This window comes from Kitasatospora sp. NPDC093806 (assembly GCF_040683335.1).
Lineage (GTDB): Bacteria > Actinomycetota > Actinomycetes > Streptomycetales > Streptomycetaceae > Kitasatospora.
Genome location: NZ_JBFBDO010000007.1, coordinates 129,902 through 146,604, shown reverse-complemented (window position 1 = coordinate 146,604; position 16,703 = coordinate 129,902). Strand labels below are relative to the sequence as shown.

The 16,703-nt window shown below is 68.6% G+C and carries 9 protein-coding genes; 2 read left to right on the top strand and 7 right to left on the bottom strand.

All coding sequences use genetic code 11. The features are described 5' to 3' along the window. Positions 1 to 736: 736 nt before the first annotated feature. From AB0N76_RS07260 to AB0N76_RS07235, 6 genes are all read right to left on the bottom strand, one after another. Positions 737 to 1,915 carry a hypothetical protein gene (locus tag AB0N76_RS07260; RefSeq protein ID WP_363554081.1) on the bottom strand — a complete coding sequence of 393 codons (1,179 nt, stop codon included), beginning with the start codon at positions 1,913 to 1,915 and terminating at the stop codon, positions 737 to 739. A gap of 442 nt (positions 1,916 to 2,357) precedes the next feature. Next, positions 2,358 to 3,248: a hypothetical protein gene (locus AB0N76_RS07255; RefSeq protein WP_363554079.1), complete on the bottom strand. Its 891-nt coding sequence runs from the start codon at positions 3,246 to 3,248 to the stop codon at positions 2,358 to 2,360. An 82-nt stretch (positions 3,249 to 3,330) separates the two neighbouring features. After that, positions 3,331 to 4,362, bottom strand: a complete 1,032-nt coding sequence (locus AB0N76_RS07250; protein ID WP_363554077.1) for a hypothetical protein — start codon at positions 4,360 to 4,362, stop codon at positions 3,331 to 3,333. 427 nt (positions 4,363 to 4,789) lie between these two features. Continuing rightward, positions 4,790 to 5,410 carry a hypothetical protein gene (locus tag AB0N76_RS07245; RefSeq protein WP_363554075.1) on the bottom strand — a complete coding sequence of 207 codons (621 nt, stop codon included), beginning with the start codon at positions 5,408 to 5,410 and terminating at the stop codon, positions 4,790 to 4,792. Between the two features lie 2 nt (positions 5,411 to 5,412). Then, entirely contained in the window at positions 5,413 to 8,085 is a 2,673-nt protein-coding gene (locus AB0N76_RS07240; protein WP_363554073.1) for a DnaB-like helicase C-terminal domain-containing protein, read from the bottom strand. 367 nt (positions 8,086 to 8,452) lie between these two features. Next, a complete protein-coding gene (locus tag AB0N76_RS07235; protein ID WP_363554071.1) occupies positions 8,453 to 10,111 on the bottom strand; it encodes a PQQ-binding-like beta-propeller repeat protein in 1,659 nt (552 codons plus the stop codon). 799 nt (positions 10,112 to 10,910) lie between these two features. Between AB0N76_RS07235 and AB0N76_RS07230 the strand changes: the two genes are divergently transcribed. After that, positions 10,911 to 11,405 (top strand): hypothetical protein, encoded by a 495-nt coding sequence (locus tag AB0N76_RS07230; protein WP_363554069.1) that lies wholly within the window; start codon positions 10,911 to 10,913, stop codon positions 11,403 to 11,405. Positions 11,406 to 11,674: 269 nt separating this feature from the next. Here AB0N76_RS07230 and AB0N76_RS07225 read toward each other — a convergent pair whose 3' ends face one another. Next, positions 11,675 to 15,289, bottom strand: coding sequence for a Helicase associated domain protein (locus AB0N76_RS07225; RefSeq protein ID WP_363554067.1), 3,615 nt, complete (start codon positions 15,287 to 15,289; stop codon positions 11,675 to 11,677). A gap of 264 nt (positions 15,290 to 15,553) precedes the next feature. On the opposite strand from AB0N76_RS07225, the gene AB0N76_RS07220 reads away from it, so the two are divergent. Then, the gene (locus AB0N76_RS07220; protein ID WP_363554065.1) at positions 15,554 to 16,567 is read left to right on the top strand and encodes a hypothetical protein; all 1,014 of its coding nucleotides are present in this window, start codon (positions 15,554 to 15,556) and stop codon (positions 16,565 to 16,567) included. Positions 16,568 to 16,703 lie beyond the last annotated feature (136 nt).

The following is a 16,703-nucleotide window of genomic DNA, read 5'->3' as shown; positions in this document are numbered from 1 at the left end:
ATTCCGTCACGGTAGTGACGGCGCGTCATGTCTCCGGAGGAGACGGCGCGCCGTCACTACCGTGACGGAATGCTGCGGCGTCGCTCCGCGACGCTAGCTGGCTGGAGCGGCGTGGGGGGCGGACGGCTCGATGCAGTGGGTGATGGCGGTCACCGCCGGCCCGATTCTGATCTCTGTAATGCGAACCAGGTTCCTCGGCAGGTGGTTCGCTCAGAGCTGGCTCTGAGCTGCTAGTTCATGGGGATCGGCTTGGGCCGGGTGTTCCGTGGCTGCTGTGCGGCCTCATTCTAGCGGTCTCAGCTGCCTCCGGGCTCGTTCCGCCTCCGGCGGAACGAGCGGTCTGTGAGGGGCGAGCCAGGCGATGCCGTTTCCTCTACTGCAGAGGTTTTCGTGACCCTCGGTTAGGCTAAAGTCAGGTCTAAACCTTTCCCTTTGGTTTAGACCACTCTACTTGGCAACTAGAGAATGAGAGTTGGTCGGCCGATGTTATGTAACGGGATGTCGACGGCTTGCGGGTCCTCATGTGTAATGCCACTGAGGCAAGGTGTCGGCGATACAGAGCTGATCGACCGGGCGGGTTCTGTATCGCACACGGCTGTTCTTCGCCACGGCCGGTTGTCGGCAACGGGGCGCAGCAGGCCCGTGATGAACTCGTGGGCAATTGCTTGGCGTTGAGGGCTGACGCGGGCCCATCCAGTGAGTGCGCCTGGCCCAGGTTCCCGGCCGGGTTCGGGCGTCAGGTGTTGGGGGTCGTGTGGTGGGGCTCCGCCGGCGGGATGGTGAGGTTGTGGTGGGTGAAGAGGGTGGTGAAGAACTGCTCGAGGAGGGGGCCAGCGTGGTGTCGGTTGCTGAGTTCGGTGGAGCTGAATCGGTAGACCTCGTAGCCGCGGAGCTTGAGGTCGCGGTCGCCACGGACGGTGTCCTCGTACGCCTTGGCGGTTGCGTAGTGGTGGCGGCCGTCGACTTCCAGGACGGCGCGGTGGCCGCCCGGTAGGAGCATGAGGAAGTCCATCCGGTGGTTCAGCAGGGCTTCGACGCCTCGCTGTTGGACGGTCTTGTGGTCCCAGTGCAGCCAGACCTCGGGGAACAGGGCGGGCAGGGTCCAGGCGCGGGCGCCGTAGATGCGGTGGTAGAGCCGGTAGAGGTCGCGCTGGGGAGAGATGTCTTCGCTGGGCATGGAGGCCAGCAGGCGGTTGTAGAGGTCCTTCTTGGCCTGCTCGGTGTCGTCGGTGCCGGTTTTCTCCTGCCACCACTGCTGCAGGTCGCACCAGCGGATGCCGTCCGGGCCAATGAGCCGGTCGTAGACGAGGACCTGGTTTGTCCCCTGCAGGACTTCGAGATCGTTGTCGACGACGCTCAGGAAGCGGATGTCGGGCTTGGCGGTGGTGGCGAAGATCAGGGTCTTCGGTCGGCGGGCGGCGCCGGGGCCGGTGCGCAGGAGCTGGAAGTGTGGGTAGCCGTCGCGCTCGCCGGTCTGCTCGAGGCGGATTGCGGTCGGTGCCAGCGCCGTGTTGACCGTCTCGACGAGGCGGCCTTGGGCGCCAGCGTCTGGGAGGGTGGCCGGGTCGACCAGGGCTTCGAGGAAGCGGGTGAACCTGGCGGAGCCGGCCTCGAAGACCCCGAGCTGCTCGAACAGTTCCTCCGCCGACCAGTCCTCTCGGTTGCGGAACACGTGCTGGTGGATCCGGGCCCGCAGGCTCGTCGTCGATGATCCCGTCCACAGCGCCATCGGGTCGTCGTCCAAGTGCCAGAAGCGTTCCAGTGCGCGCTCGAACCTGTCCTGGCGGTAGAGCAGCTCGTCGAGGTTGATCGCGGCGGCCAGCTCGCGCCGCACCCGGCCCGGGATCTCGATGACCGTTCCGGCGTCCCAGACGGCGTCCTCAAGGGCGAACCGCTCCTTCCCGCGGACGGACACCTGCGGGGAGTCGAGGAGGCGCTGCGCGGTCTGGAGGAGGCCGCCGTCATCCGGGAGTGCCTTGAGGCAGGCTTCCAGGCGCTGGCTCTTCGAGCCTGTGTCTGCCGCGGGTATCGGTAGCCCGAGCTCGGGCCCCAGCTCGGTCAGTTGGCGGTGGGTACAGGAGTGGAGCTCCCACACGGCTGTGCTGACCGCTTCTCGCAGCTTCGTCGGATTCGCCGCCACGGGCCGAGTGTGGCAGACCCCTCGGACAGCTGTCCCAGAAGCGGCGCAGCCGCCGTCCCGGCAAGCTCCGGGGGCGGCGGGTTGGCGGGAGGTGTTGACTGGGTCCTGGCTGTCAGGGGCCGGCGGCGGGTTCAGGCGCCGGGTGGCCATCTCGTAGTGGTGACACACTGTCTCGCATCGGCCGGAGCGCCTCGGTCCGCAGCCTAACGTCGCGCCGCTACCGCTCGGCCTCCGCCAGCGCGAGTAGCCGCTCAACTGACACAAACGTTGCGTCGAACGTCTCCTTGTAGCCGCCGATCGGCATCTGCGCGTCGCTGAGGAACACGGGGTGTCCCTCAGCTCTGAGCCGGCGGATCACGCTCTGCTCAACGTGGTAGGCGTCCGCGCCTGTCAGGAAGTCGAGTTGGGCGAATAGCGTCCACCCGCGGCCCCTGAAGCGTGCGATGCGGTCCTCGCGAGTCCGCAGCCCAGTGATCCCGATCTTCACCGCGCCATAAGCAGCATGAGAGAGGATGTACAGCCGTGCCGGGGCGCCCGGGTCCAGACCGTAGCGGGCGCAATGCTGGCAGCACTCACCCCTGTTGCGGACGTTATTCAACCTGGGGGAGGAGGTCTTCTCGCACCGCTCGCACAACGAGAGCCAGGGTGAGGCGACGTTCTTGAACGGCTCCAGCGGGCGGAAGCCGACGGCCCGCATGTCTGCGACGGCCTCCAGCGGGTCGCCCGGCCCGTAGCGCTTGCAGAACCGGCAGCCACCGATTCGGCTGGTCACGTTGTCGTACCGTGGGGCAACGATGTGCCCCGCTGCAACGCACTGCGACAGCCACGGTTTGCCGGTCCCAAGGAAGTCCATCAGCACTATGAAGCCGTGCTCCAGCATTGCCGCCCTGGCCTCGGCCGGGTTCTTTGGGGCGTTAGGAGCACACCAGATGCAGGCCCCTTGGCCGTTCATCACGTTGTTTCGGTTCGGATAGATGACCTGCTGGCACGGGATGTGACGGCACATCCAAGGTTCGCGAGCCCGGCCTGGGTAGGGTTCCAGGGGCTCGGCTTTTCCCAGTCGGCGCATGTCAGCTGCCGCGACGTCGGCGGGAATCGAAGGGGGCACGGCAGATTTCCTTCCGGGGCTGACGTGGTCTTGGTCGACGGCGGGCGGGGCCCTGCCAGCGGAGAACGTGCTCCGGCCTCGTCTACTGCTCCGGGTAGGTGGTGAGGTACTCCAGCACGGCGGAGAACACGGTCACCATGTCGTTCAAGTCGACTGTGCTCCGGAGGACCACGGAGCTTCCCTGCCCGCCGCCGCTGTATCCGTAGTACCGAGGGTGGCCCCTGCCGTTCGACTTCGTGGGCTTGAACCCGTCGTCTTCTGGTGCCACCACCATTGTCTGGACGGTCGAGCCCGCATGCTGCACGAAGCTGCGGTGGGAGAGCCAGTCTCGATGTTGGTCCGCCAGTTCTCCGTCGGCCTCGGGCGTCGCCCCTGGGATCCCAACCATGATGCGGATCTCGAAGGGAGTGTCCGTACCGCCTCTCGGACCTCTCGGGTTGAGGCGTTGGATCTCGGCGACGACGTAGCCGTCCGATGTCTCTCGCCAGGCGCAGATGTTCGCGGCTCCGCTCTGAGACCGCTGCTTCGGCTCGAAGATCGTGCCGGGTGGGACGGCAGTCTGCGTGATGCTCGCCAATCGCCGCAGACGCAGTGCGTCGCTCAGCGCAATGGAGGCCTGGTGTGCCGGTCCGGTTGCCTCGGCCTCCAGTTGCGTGAACTGCTGGAGTGCGCGGACGGACAGGAGCCGGGCAAGGTCATCCGTCGAGCGATTCCAGCTGGCGAGGAGACCAGGGAGGGTGAGCTGGCGAGACCAATGGCTCGGCTCGTTGGGGATGGGATCGGCGTTCGGGCCCACCAGGTAGCGGGCTGATATCGGTATGCCCTTAACCTCTGCCCAGGCGTCGTATGCCGCGAACTGATCGCCGTGAGCACCAGCACCGAGCTTCACCTCCATCACCCTGCTCTCGATGTCGTCGAGCAGGACGATGAAGTCGGCCCGGCCTGCTGGGGCCCCTCTGCCTGCGTTCACCGAGGCCTCCCGCCAGACGGTGACCCTGCCTGGTGCCAAGAGCAAAGCAGACCGGAGCGGCTCAGGGTCGAGCTCGGCGAGGAAGCACAGCAGGTTCGACCAGTCGTCCTCGGTTCGCAGCAGGCGCGTCAGTCCGTATGTCACGGCCGGACGCTACACGCCACCTCTGACAACCGGTGGCAGGGCTGGGGTACAAGCTGCTGGCGACTTTGCACCCCCTACCGCCCGCCAGCGTCGGCCGGCAGCTTCCGGTCATCGCACAGGCCCGGCCCCCGGCTGTGGCCTCAGCGCCGCCAGGGCCCGCTGGCGGGCAAAACCGCGACCTTCTAGGAGCGCTGCTGCCACTCATCATGCTCCAAGAACCGTCGCACACCATCGACGAGTGCCTGCGGAGCCTCGGGATCGGCGGCGAGGCTTCCGAAGCCCTCCGCGACGTCCAAGTGCTGCGGCATTCCTGGACCGGGCCAGCCCAGTCCTCTTCGAGTAGGTCGGCACAGGCTTACGTCGGCCGGCGGTCGACGGGCACCTCTTCCTGAATCCGGCTAACTGAGGGCAAGCTGGGGGCTGGAGGTCAGGCACCGAGGCCGACGTGGGCGACGTAGGTGTAGGCGCCCCAGTCGGAGTCAAGGTCGGCGATGACGTCGTCCCAGATCTCCTCCAGCTTCGCCTCGTCGCCGGCGGCCATGGCGTCGACGGCTTCGTCCCAGACGTAGCGGACCTGGATAGTGCGTAGGCGGAGGTTGTCGCGGCGGCGGGGCTGGTCGACGAGGTCCTGGTTGACGGGGTGGATCTCGACTCGGGTGCCGCGGCCGGCGTTGTTGAGGTGCTGCTTGAAGCCGCCGGGGTTGGTGAGGACGTTGTGGGCGCGCAGGTTCCAGTAGGCGGTGTCGATGGCTTCGAGATTGTGGGGGCGGGGGCGCTGGGTGCCGTGGGTCCAGGCGCGGATGGTGCGGGGGGTGGCGGTGATGCCGGCGTCGCTGAGGGCCTGGGTGCCGCCGGTGGTGGTGGTGAGATAGCGCATTCGGGCGAGCAGGCCACGGCGGGTGGTGGGCGGGGATTTGATGCCGCCTTCGATGATCATGCGCTCGAGGGCGTCTTCGAGGGCGCGGCCGAGGGCGATCTTGCCGTGGACGTTGCCGGGGTCCAGGTGGGCGCCGTACTTGCCGAAGTTCTTCCATCCGTCGGTCGACACGTTCAGGCGGCCTTTCGGGTGCGCGGGAGGGTGTACTGGTCCTTGAGCTTCATCTGGGTGGTGAGGCGGCCCTCGGTGAACACGGTGCGCCAGTCGGTGCTGTCGCTGGTGGTGTGGAGTTCGTCGGTGCCGCGCAGGGCGACGATGGTCAGGCCGTGGGTGTGGGCGCGGTGGGCCTTGTACCAGAGGTTGGCGAATGCCTGGGAGCGGATGATGTGCATCCAGTCCGGGCGGCGCAGGTCGCGGTTGTGGGTGGATTCGCCGATGGTGGAGACGAACTTAGCGTAGATCGCCTTCACGTAGGCCTCGGTGACGGTGTCGGCGGTGGTGATGGCGTTCTCGCGGGCGAGGGTCAGGACGCGGCGGTACTTCTCCAGCAGGCTTTCGCTGGCGCCGGAGGTCCAGGCTTCGCTGATGTGGGGGGCGTCGGCGAGGCCGAGCTTGTGGCAGCGGATCAGCAGGCGAACGGTGGCGTCGTCGAGAAGCACCGGGCCACTCTCGCGGCGGTTTCCGATCGGGTCGGGCAGGTGGGGGTGCTGCCAGACGGGGCGCTTGGGCAGCAGGTAGATACCGGAGCGCTTCGGGTCGAAGCCGCCATCGGGCTGGTGCTGCAGGGCGCCGATCGGCAGGTGGGTCTTCAGGGCGGTGCAGTAGGCGGCGTTGGTGTCCAGAACATCGACCGCCACCGGCAGCAGCCGGCCCTTGCGCAGGTCGTCGAGGAGGGCGACGTTCTCCCACTTGTGGCGGCCTTCCCAGATGTCGTCGGCGCCGTTGCGGGACTTCTTGCGCAGGAAGTCCAGGGTCTCGGGGTAGACGGTGTGTTCGTAGGTGGCGCCGACGCGGGTGGCGTCGAAGAGTTCCATGCCGTTCGGGATGGCCTTGTTCTCCAGCGCGGCGATCGCGGCCTCGGTGTCGCCGCCGTGCTCCTCCAGGGCCTGGTCGACCGCCAAGCTGATCATGTCGAGGTAGTAGCTGTAGTCCCGGTCCGCATACCCGGCGCCGCGGGCGGCGGCCGCCCGGGCGCCGCCGGAACGGGCGGGGCGCAGCGGCTGGTTGCCGGTCTCGAAGGTGGCAGGAACATCCGCGGCAGGGCTCTGCACGGCGGGTGCGTGGGACGGGCCGTGGGCGCCCTCGGCTGCCTCGGTGGCCAGGGTGGTGCCGGGAAGCGGCATAGCGGGCTCCGGGAGGCCTTCGGTGGTCGTGTCGGGTGTCTGAGGCACCTCCGGTGCCTGGGCGGGGCCGGCAGAGGGCGCGCCGGGCGCGGCCTCGTGGTCGGGGGTGGGGTCGGTGAAGCGGGCGTGAGCCGGGTCGGCGGCCAGGGTGAGGGTGGCGAGGTGGCCGAGGTCGCGTTCGGCAACAGCGAGGCGGACACGGCCGCCGCCGGTGCCGAAGGTGGTGGGGGTGGTGTCGGGGGTGAGGGTGAGGGTGACGTCGGCGGCCAGGGCGTGAATGAGGTCGGGGTTGTCGGTGTCGAGGGCGGCGAGCACCGGGAGGTGGTGGGTACGGGCGAGGTGGGCCAGGGCCTGGCCCGCGTCGGCGAGGGCGGGCGTACCGGACAGCGGCAGGCGGGGGTCAGGGGTGGTCTGGAGGCGGTCGACGACCACGAGTGCGAGGTCGGGGACGTCGGCGGCGGTGGTAGTGATCGCTTCGGCGTCCAGGCCGCTGCCGTCGTCGATCAGCAGCGGCGCCGCGGCGAGGAGTTCGGCGGTCTGGGCGACGGCCTGGCGCTCGGTGTCGTCGAGGGATTGGGCGCGCAGGCGGCGGTAGTCGGCCGGGGTGTGGGCGGCGATCACGCGGGCGGCGATGTCGGCCCGGGTCAGCCCGGAGGCCGCGTACAGGACGGTGCGGTGCTGGTCGAGCGCGGTGGCGCGGGCGGCACTGATCGTCAACAGGCTCGCTCCCGTGCCGGGGGCGCCGGCGACCAGGTAGAAACGGCCGGGCTGCAGACCTCCCAGGGCCTGGTCGAGGGTGGTGATGCCGGTCGGCAGGCCTGCCGACCGGGTCTGCTCGCCGTCGCTGGCCGTAGCCGTGGCGGGGAGCAGGGTGTCCAGGGCCGCCCCCAGCGGGGCGAGCCGACGGCGCGGGGCCGACGGCACCACAGCGGCGGGCGCGGACGCAGGCGCAGCGGCCGCAGCTGACGGACCGTCGGACGAGGCGGGTTCGGTGGCTGCAGCGGACCCAGCAACTGGAGCAGGAGAGGCGGCAGCGGACCCGGTGGCCGTTGCGAGGGGGGCGCTCGCGGGGCGGGACCCGGCGGCCGGGGTCTGCGCGGCCACGGCCTCCGGTGAGGCGGCGGGAGCGGTGATCGGCGGGGCGGGTGCGATGACCACTGCAGTGGGGGGCACCGCGGACGCACTGGGCGGTGGCGGTGTCGTAGTGGCCGGGAAGAGGGCGGTGGCGCAGGCCAGAACGGCTACAGGCCGCTTGTGGCGCAGCAGCACCTGCGGGGTACCGGCGGCGGCCTGGGCGACCAGGTCGCCCAGGACGGGGCGGGCCTCGGCGATACCGAAGGCCGGCGAGTCGGCCGTGGCCAGGCCTGCCGTAGTGGCCAGGTGGGCGGAGACAAGCAGGGCCCGTTCCCCCTCGCCGCGGGTGAGTTCGGTGATGGTGCCTTGCTCGGCGTCCCGGATGAGCTGAGGCAGCAACGGCCGGGCCTTGTGCACGCCCAGCGACATGGCTGGCACTCCCGGACCGGCGGTGATGGGGTCGGGCGGCGGAACGGACGCGGCGGGCACCGGGGCCTCCAAGACGGCGCAGCAGGAACAGCAGCCAAGAATGTAACGCCAACCCTAGCATGCACGATACATAAAAAGAGTGTGGTGAGCTGCAAGATTCGAGCAGGTCATCTGTGGTGCAGGTGTGCTGTCTGCCGATCAGATATGTAATGGAGCATCGTTGCCGGAGCGCAGCGACGGTCGGCGTGAGGGCGGAAGCGGCGAAGCAGACGGGCGGAGTCGCCGGGTTTCGACGCTGGCGAGGTTTCGGCTCGGTCTACCTGGCCGAGGGTCCGCAGGCGAAGCGGGGGGCGACTGGTTCCAGTAGTCATACGAGAGCGAGCGCGTGGATGTCGCCTCGCCCGCTGGTGACGTACAGGATGCCGTCGGCGAAAACGGGTTCTCCCTGTCGTGAAGGGTCCCACATCAGCTCGTAGGAGCACCGCAGTTGCCCGTTGCCGATGTCGCACATAAGCATTCGGCCGGCGCGGTGGGCGGCGTAGAGATGATCGCCTGCGAGAAACGGCTGGGCAACGAAGCCTCCGGAGGCACGCCTGCGCCACCGTTCCTCGCCACTCATGGCGTCCAGGGCAGTCAGGGTTCCGACGGTTGCTGCGACAATGACGGTGCTGCCGTCGATGAGCGGGGCGAGCGTCGTCGCGAGGCGGGTCGTTGTGCTCCACAACGGCGCACCTGTCCGTGTGTCCACGGCATGGATGCTGCCCGAACTCCCCGCAAGGTACAGCACGTTACCGGTCACGACTGGGTGGCCTGCGATGGTCTCGTCCAGGTCGTACGTCCACCGCTGCGTTCCATCACTCCTGTTGAGGGCGGTCAGGCGTTCGCAGTGCGTGGAGAGATGCTCCACGACGTGCACTGCCGAGTCGCTGAACGCGAATCGCGCTGACAGCATGCCCTTGGCCGTGTGGGACCACTTCTCGGCGCCGCTAGTTGTGGAGATCGCCACCACCCGGTTGCTCTCGGGCAGGCTAGCCGGGCTATCGTCCGCAGGCGATTCGGCGTCGCCGATCACGAGGACGCTGTCGCCCATGGGGACAGGGGCGGCCAGGAGGTTGCCCGGGCTGGGCGCGCTCCAGCGCAGTGCTCCGTCCGAGGTTTCGATGGCGTGCAGGTCACCGGTCGGGCCGGGTGCGTAGAGCGTGCTCGCGATGACGGTGGCGAAGGTGTCTTGCACTCTTAGTTCCCGCTCCCACCGGATCCGGCCGGTGACCAGATCGAGTGCGCGCAGACGTCCTGCTGCGGCCGCGATGTAGGCGGCGCCGTCACCGAGCGCGGGCTCGCCCCGGTAGGCCAGACGATGGGGTCTGCGCTCTTCTCCACTTGCGGCATCGAAGATCCGCAGAAGGTGGCCATCGCGGACTGCAAGGGTTCCCTCGCAGATGCGGGGTTGGAGGATCTGGCGGGAGCCGGTCGGAACGCACCACAGCGGTGTGGGCGGGCGGCGCCTGCGCACCGGCGTGCCGCCCCTTGCGCGGCTGGCAGGCTCCGGGAGCGGTTGGGGTGTGCTCTCGGGGCCCGCCCATGTATCGATGAACGCCTCGAGTCGTACAGTGATCGCATCGACCGTCCGGGGCGAGAGCTCGTTCTCCACCGGGACCGGGACGGCCCGGGGAGCCTGGTCACAAGCGCCGAGGCACTCCGTCAAGTTGACCCAGAAAAGCCGTTCGGTCTCGGCGTCATAGACGATCCCGACCACAGGGATGCGGTAGTTCCGCCAGTCCTCGAAGTGATCGCCCACGGGGATGGCGTAACCGTGCTTCCGGCGGTACTTCTTGCCGCTCTTGACCTGGACTGCGATGACGTGGCCGGTGCGCTTGCGTTCCCGGGCCAGGATGATGTGCATATCCTCTCCGTGATCAGCTCCTCCGTCGATCTCCTGGACCAGGTGCCCGTGCGCGTCGAAGAGAGCCCGTACGGCGTTGATCCCGCTGCGCTCGGTCGGACGGTTCGACCGAATGGTTGCCATAGATCCCCCCCCACACACAAATCGGCGATGCAACGCATGCAACGACGAACAGGGCAGTGAGACACGGCCACGAAATGCTCGGCCAACTGGCCGCCTCGCCGTGCACCGGGCTGGACTGGAATGGCTTGGGGTGGTCGAACGTCGCCTGCGGTCCGACGGGGATCTGCTGCCCGAGGAAGTGCTGCCGCGGCTGTGCTTCACCGCCGACTGTTCCGAGGACGTCTTACGCACCGGCCGGATCACCCAGACCGATCGCCTGGTCCGCACCGATGAGCGCGCGCCCATGCAGTGCTGGGCTGCCGCAGTGCCCGGATGCATGTGGCCGACGACCTGGCCGCGCAGATACGCCTGGCCACCGTGCAAACGCTCGCACCTGGCTGAGATAGACCGGGAATGGCGCCCTGCCCGGGACACCCTCCAACAAGGCAGCGAACCGCGAAAGGAATCGACGTCCGGCTCGGATACTGGCCCACCGGGCTCGCAGCCGGCCTCGGCGAGTTCTGCGGTCGCCCCAGCGTGGTCGGTCATGGGTCGCTTGGCAAGCCTTCCATCATGGCAGTCTGATGGTTCGTCAGTTTCTGTCTCCCGACCCCAATCGCCGGGAAGCGGCGTGTACCAGGGGCTGGATCCGGTCATCTTCAGACCGCCATCGGCGGAACGCCCTGAAACAGCATGGGACCCACGCGGACACCCACGGACAACCCCGGACCTCCACGGACAACGGACGGGCCTGGCCGATCCCATGCGAGCCAAGAGCAGCTGTCGTTTTGCCGGGTCCAGGGCGCGCCACACTGTCAGCATGCCGAGCTTTCACGACAGGAAGGCAATCGGTGACGCCCACGAACGACGCGTCACCCTGGAACTCCACCACCGCGGCTGGCACGTCAGCCCCTGGGGCCAAGGGGTCATGGGCGAACCCGTGCGCCTGGCACTTCGCAGCACCGACAGTTTCCTGCGCTGGACTCCCGACCTCATCGCCACCCGCGAAGGGCGGGTCGTCATGATCGACTGTAAGAGCCGGATGACCAGCCATGCCAGCAGGCGCCACGCCATCGAGAACGCCGCCGTCACCGCCCATCTCCAGCTCGTCGCCTGGGCCCGGCTCCCGCTGTACTACGTCTTCGACAACCTCGACCTCCTCACCCCCACCGACGCCCTCGGCCTGGGCACCCACGGCCCTCGGACCACCGCTGGCTCCGGCACGCCCTACCTCCTCGTCCCCACTGACCGTGCCCTCGCCTTCGACCGCGTCTTCGGCCCTCCTCGCCGCACCTCGCTCCCCGACGCCGCCTGAGCCCCCATCCGCTGCCCACCAGCGAAGTGCTAGCGGGGCTCTCACCCCCCTCGGCTCGGAGATCTTTCATTGGCCGCCGCGGTGGTGGCAGGGCAGCCGACCCTGTGGAGCCGAATCGGTCGCGCGCCCCCCGGTGGCAGCACGCTCGGATTGACGCAGGCCGGTGGGGCCTCGCACTCCCGAGGCCGATTTCCTCGGGCCTCGTTGTGCAGGCGGCAGTACAGCGTCGTGGAACCGGCACTGAAGTCGGCAGCGGGTTCTGCGAGTACTCAGTCTTCGTCGGTCTCCTGCCGCGTCAACCGAGCAGGGTCATGGGCCCAAAGAGCGGCCGCGATACGGCGCATGACCTCGGGACGTTCCCTTTCCTGTTCGCCTGGGGGAACGAAGGGCTCGGGCACGATGATCGTTGTCTGCGCGGCGCGTTCGACATGCTGCCCCATCACGGGAGAGAGCGCGTTAACCAGGCTCATCGTGGTGTAGGCGCCGGAAGGGAGGGCAATGGCGTCGATGTCGGGCGGTACAGGGTGCTTCGTGGTCTGGCATTGGATCACCGGCTGGTTGTGCTGGCGTCGCGAAGCCCTGTCCGAAGAGACACGGATCTCTGCGTCGAGCATCTGGACGGCCAGCTGGCAGGCGAATGCCTGTGCATCCTTCGGGCTCTCGAGTACGGCCACCACGCGGCGCAGCGCGTGTTGTTCGATGACGTGGGCGAGCCCGATGGCTTGGGCGCGCCAGCGGTAGTTCGGTTGTTCGGGGACCTGGGTGCGGACCACTTGGTAGGGGCTGAGCAGGTTGTCGTCGACGAGCTTGCGTCGTTTCACTCCTTGGTGGTGGGTCCCGAAGATCTCCTGGGAGGGCATGTCGACGGCCCAAGGGGGCCCTGCTGTGGCGCTGGCTGTGAGGGGTAGTTCGTGAGGGATCCGGGGGGTTGCAGTCAAGTAGAGGCGGTTGTAGGTGAGGATGCCGTCGTCGTAGTGAATCAGGGCGTGTGGATGGTCCGGGCTGATGGTGCCTTCGGCGGTGCAGTGGGCGTCCTCGACGACGAGGAGGTCCCACGGGGCCAGGCGGTGGTCGAGGTGGCTCCGGGCGATGAGTTCGGCGTCCTGGTAGCGGGCCGCGACAAGGAGTTCCGAGGACTGCTGGGCCATCCATTGGGCGAGTTGGGCCGCGCTGGTCAGCGGGGTTGCTTTCTTGCCTACCCCAGTGAGGCGGAGGTTGATGCCTGCGACTGATCGGTTGCGGACCATGCGCCAGGTCTTGACCACTTGGCGCAGGTAGGCGAGGTCAGGGCCGAGGACCAGGCAGGCTCGGCCCTCGGTCTGCTCAGCTGTCGCTGCAGCCACCATGGTCTTGCCTGCTCCGGCCGGCATGTCGATCAGCATGCGTCCGCCTCCGTGGAGCAGGAGGTCGGGCATTTCAGCAGGCGGGCGCTCAGGGTCCGCCAGCCAGAACAGGCGCCCGAGCTCTTCTGCGGCGGCAGCGCTTTCTTGGCTCGGCACCCAGGTCTGCTTGTCGCCGGCGCGAATGCCCACAAGCTTCTCGGGGGCGTTCGCCAGGTCGTCTTCGTCCTCCGCCGGGAGGGTCCATTCCATGGAGAGAGCCTCGACGGAGTCGGTCTCTTCCCGGCCGAGACTGCCCGCTGCGGCCCTCGTGCGCAGATCGCCGATCCAGCGGCCGAGAGGGAACAGGTCGCCGCGGTGGTCGTCGATGTAGTCGGCGGGAACGCGCAGGTTCCGGTTGGCGCGGAAGAAGCGCCGGGCTGCGCGCAGGCCTTGGGCGTGAGTGGCGGCCTGGCTGCTGTGGGGGCGTCGCAGGCCGAGGGCGAGCGGGTCGCCCTGCAGCGGCAGCGCTGCCAGTTGGGCCTGCTGGCCCTCTGCGAGTTCGGGGAAGCTGTCGAACTGCTCGTCCAGCCACCGGGTGGGGGCGTCGGCGTTGCGCCGCAGCGGTCTGGGTGAGAGGGGCAGGGCAGTTCCGCAGGCGCGCACGGTTGCGCACATGCGCTGCCATTCATCGGGCCAGTCGGGGTTCCACCACGGGTCGATGTCCTTCAAGGCCCGCCGGTAGGGGGCCGGGAGGGTGCCTGCATCGTCGTGACGCCGCTGTTCGGCGAGCCACTGCCCCAGCGGCCGGCCCCGGTAGGTCTGCGCGGGTCCCGGGAGCAGGTGGCCGTGCTGCCTGACGTATGCCTGGGCGGTTTCCAAATATGCCTCTGTGCTGTCCCTGGCGTGCGCCCAGGCCATGTTGCAGGTGGCGAGCGCCGCGGCGCGGGGTGCGGAGAGGTTGCCCGCAGCCTTGAGAGCGCGCTGGTAGCCGAGCCAGCATCCGAGGTGGAAGCCGTCGGGGGCGACATGGTTGCTGGGGACGTTCAGATGGCCGTGCGCGTCGAAGAAGCGCTGGGCGTTCGCCATCCCGGTGTCCCAGACGTCGGGTTCGGGTTCCATGACCCGCAGCATCAGGTGCGGGGCGATCTCGCGAACGCGCTCGGGGCGGATGACGGATACCGGCGAGGGCAGCAGCAGCGGTGTCCCACTGACAGGAAGACGGTGGAAGAAGTGCTCGTCGTACGCCTTGAGCGCGATCATGACCTGGTGCAGGAGGTGGTACGGGGTGCCGAACGTGGCCTCGTCCGCGCCCTGCCCCGGGCCGAAAAGCACAGGGATGACGAGCGTGGAGACCTTGTTCATACCGGGGCCGATGCGCAGCGCGCGGCCGATGGCCTGGACGATGTCGATCGTGCTCTGCTTGGGGTCGGCGAAGAGCACGGCGTCGGCCAGGGGGAAGTCGACCCCTTCGACGCACAGGCGGACGTTGCACAGCACCTTGAGGTCTGCCTGCGTGCCGGGAAGGGCAAGTCGTGGCGGTCGAGCAAATTGGGCCACGCGCTCTCGCCGTTCGTGCCGGCTGTGGCGGGAGTGGATGCTGGCGACCCAGAGGTCGTCGGTGTGGCGGCCCGGGATGCCGGCGGCGGTTTCAGGCAGGGTCTCGGCGAACACTTCGCTCTGGGCGATGCTGCGGCTGAAGACCACGGCCCTGCGGATGCCGTGGTCCTCACGGGCTTTGAACAGGGCCAGTTGGGCGGCTCCGACGCGCATGGCGTCGGCCTGAGGGGTTCGAGAGCGCTTGCGTCCGGCCAGGAAGGCGCGTAGTTCCGGGTGGTGGATTTCGGGCGCCACGATGCGGTAGTCGGCGAGTCGGCCTTCGTGGATGGCCTCGGCCAGCGAGTACCGGTAGGCGACAGGCCCGTAGAGGGAGATGTCGTCCATGGAGGCGATGGGCTCGATGGTAATGCCCCGTCTGCCGTTCCAGATGCGGGGCGTGGCGGTGAGGTAGAGCCGGTAGCGGGCGGGAATGGCGGCGTTGTCGTGGATGACAGCCCAGGGTTTTCCGAGGGCGCCCGCGGTGCGGTGGGCTTCGTCGATCACGGCGATGTCCCAACGGGGCAGCATGTGGAGCCGGTGCGCTTCGGCGATCTTGGGCAGTGAGGCGTAGGTGGCGAAGACGCTGACGGGGCCGTCCGCGCTACGCAGGACGGCGGCGAGCGTCTCCGCGTCGCCCGTCATGGTGATCACGCCGTCGAGGGCGGTTTCGCTGGTCTGCCCGTCGGAGCAGAGACCGACGTAGTGCCCGGACCTACCGGAGGTGTACCAGACCCGGGCGGTCTGGTTGAGCAGTTCCAGGGTGGGCACGACGGTGAGGCTGCGGCTGTCCGGGGCGATCTCGTGTGCGACATGGACCGCGAGGTGGGTCTTCCCGGTTCCGCACGCCATGTGGACCTGTTGGCGTTCGTAGCCCATGGCGAAGGCGTTGAGGACGCAGTCCGCCGCTTCGCGTTGGCGTGGCCACAGTTCGCTGGTGAGGCGTTCAGAAGGTGGGTCGTGTAGCACGGAACGGCTCCCGGGGCCTGAAGGAACGGCTTCGCAGTCAGGATGCTGGCCGGTTCACCGTGTGTGGCCGTCTGCGGGAATTGGTCACTCTGTGGGCGGAACCTTCTGGGAAGTGGCTCCCTTACGGCGGGAAGCCGTCTATGCAAAGGGGACGGCTCGCCGCTGCCGGCAGCGGCGGTGGCGGACGTGCCGTTGTCCTGATTATCGGCAGGGCTGGCGCAGGGGCGCCGGACCGGTGTGCCGCCGGGTTGGAAGGAGAAGACGATGTGGACGGGAAGTCTGCCGCACCTGCCCGTGCGTTTCGTGGCCGACGAGTCGAACTGCTCGTTCCTGTGGCGGGTGGCCGGCATCCAGGGGGTGGGGGTCGGCTTCCTTCTGTCGGAACTGGGCGACGGCGCCGTGCAGGAGCCCTTGCGGCCGCATCTGGCCGAGGTGTTTCTGAGCAGCGTGGCGGCGGACCGGCTCGCCCGAATGCTCTCCATGCCTGCGGCGCGGCTGCGACGAGCGCTCCCCCATCTGCGGGAGGTGCATCTCCTGCCCGGTGAGCAGGCACGGTGGGAGTGGCCGTGGAGCCCGTTGGACCGCTATCTGGTGCCGGCTTGCGGGCTGTGCGCAGCGGTACGGAGCGGGGGGTGGGGAAAGGTGTGGCAGGTGTCGCCGGAGCGGTGGAGGATCTGCGAGCGGCACGGCCGGTTCACCCACGTCTACCAGCGCGCGCCAGGCGGGGTGGACCTGTCCCGGCTTCCGGAATCAATTCGGGCCCACCGCGTGCGAGGCCGTTTCGAGCGGCGGTTCGGGCCGACGGGGGCCGTCCTCTCGGCTGATGGCTTCGCTGTCGTCGGATGGTGGTGGCGCAGTGAGCCTCTCGTTGAGCGGTGGGCGGAGCGGGCCAGGCGGGCCGGGCTCGGACCGGGGGACGCGGAGACGGCATGGCTGGTGGTGTATCCAGAGGCGGTGCAGGCGGGTCGGGCGCTGCTGCGCTACGAGCGGCAGCGTGCTGTGCAGCCTGGCGGGCCGTGGGCCGTGGCCGAGTCCCGTTTGATGGGCGAGCTGTCCGGGTTGGCGCGCTCGCTCGGGCTTCCTGCGCACGTGTGGCGGGTTCCGGTGGCGGAGTGGCTGGACAGGCACCGCAGATGTGCTCTCGCGGCGGGTGTGGAGGAAGTTGGCCGCAGGGTTGGACTGCCGGTCACCGCTCTGGTCCATCAAGGAGACGAGGAGCCGACGAGCAGCAGTACCTGCCTGCCATGGGAGTGGACAGATCTGTCTGAGAGGGTCTGAGCACTTGCTCCTGGGACCCGGGTTTCGTACGCGGGTGCGGGTATGTCCACGATCGGGTGGTTGCCGCCGGGATTTCCGCCGGACCGGCAGCCGGTGGGACATCCTGCGCAGGGACACATGGGATGTGTCCGTATGG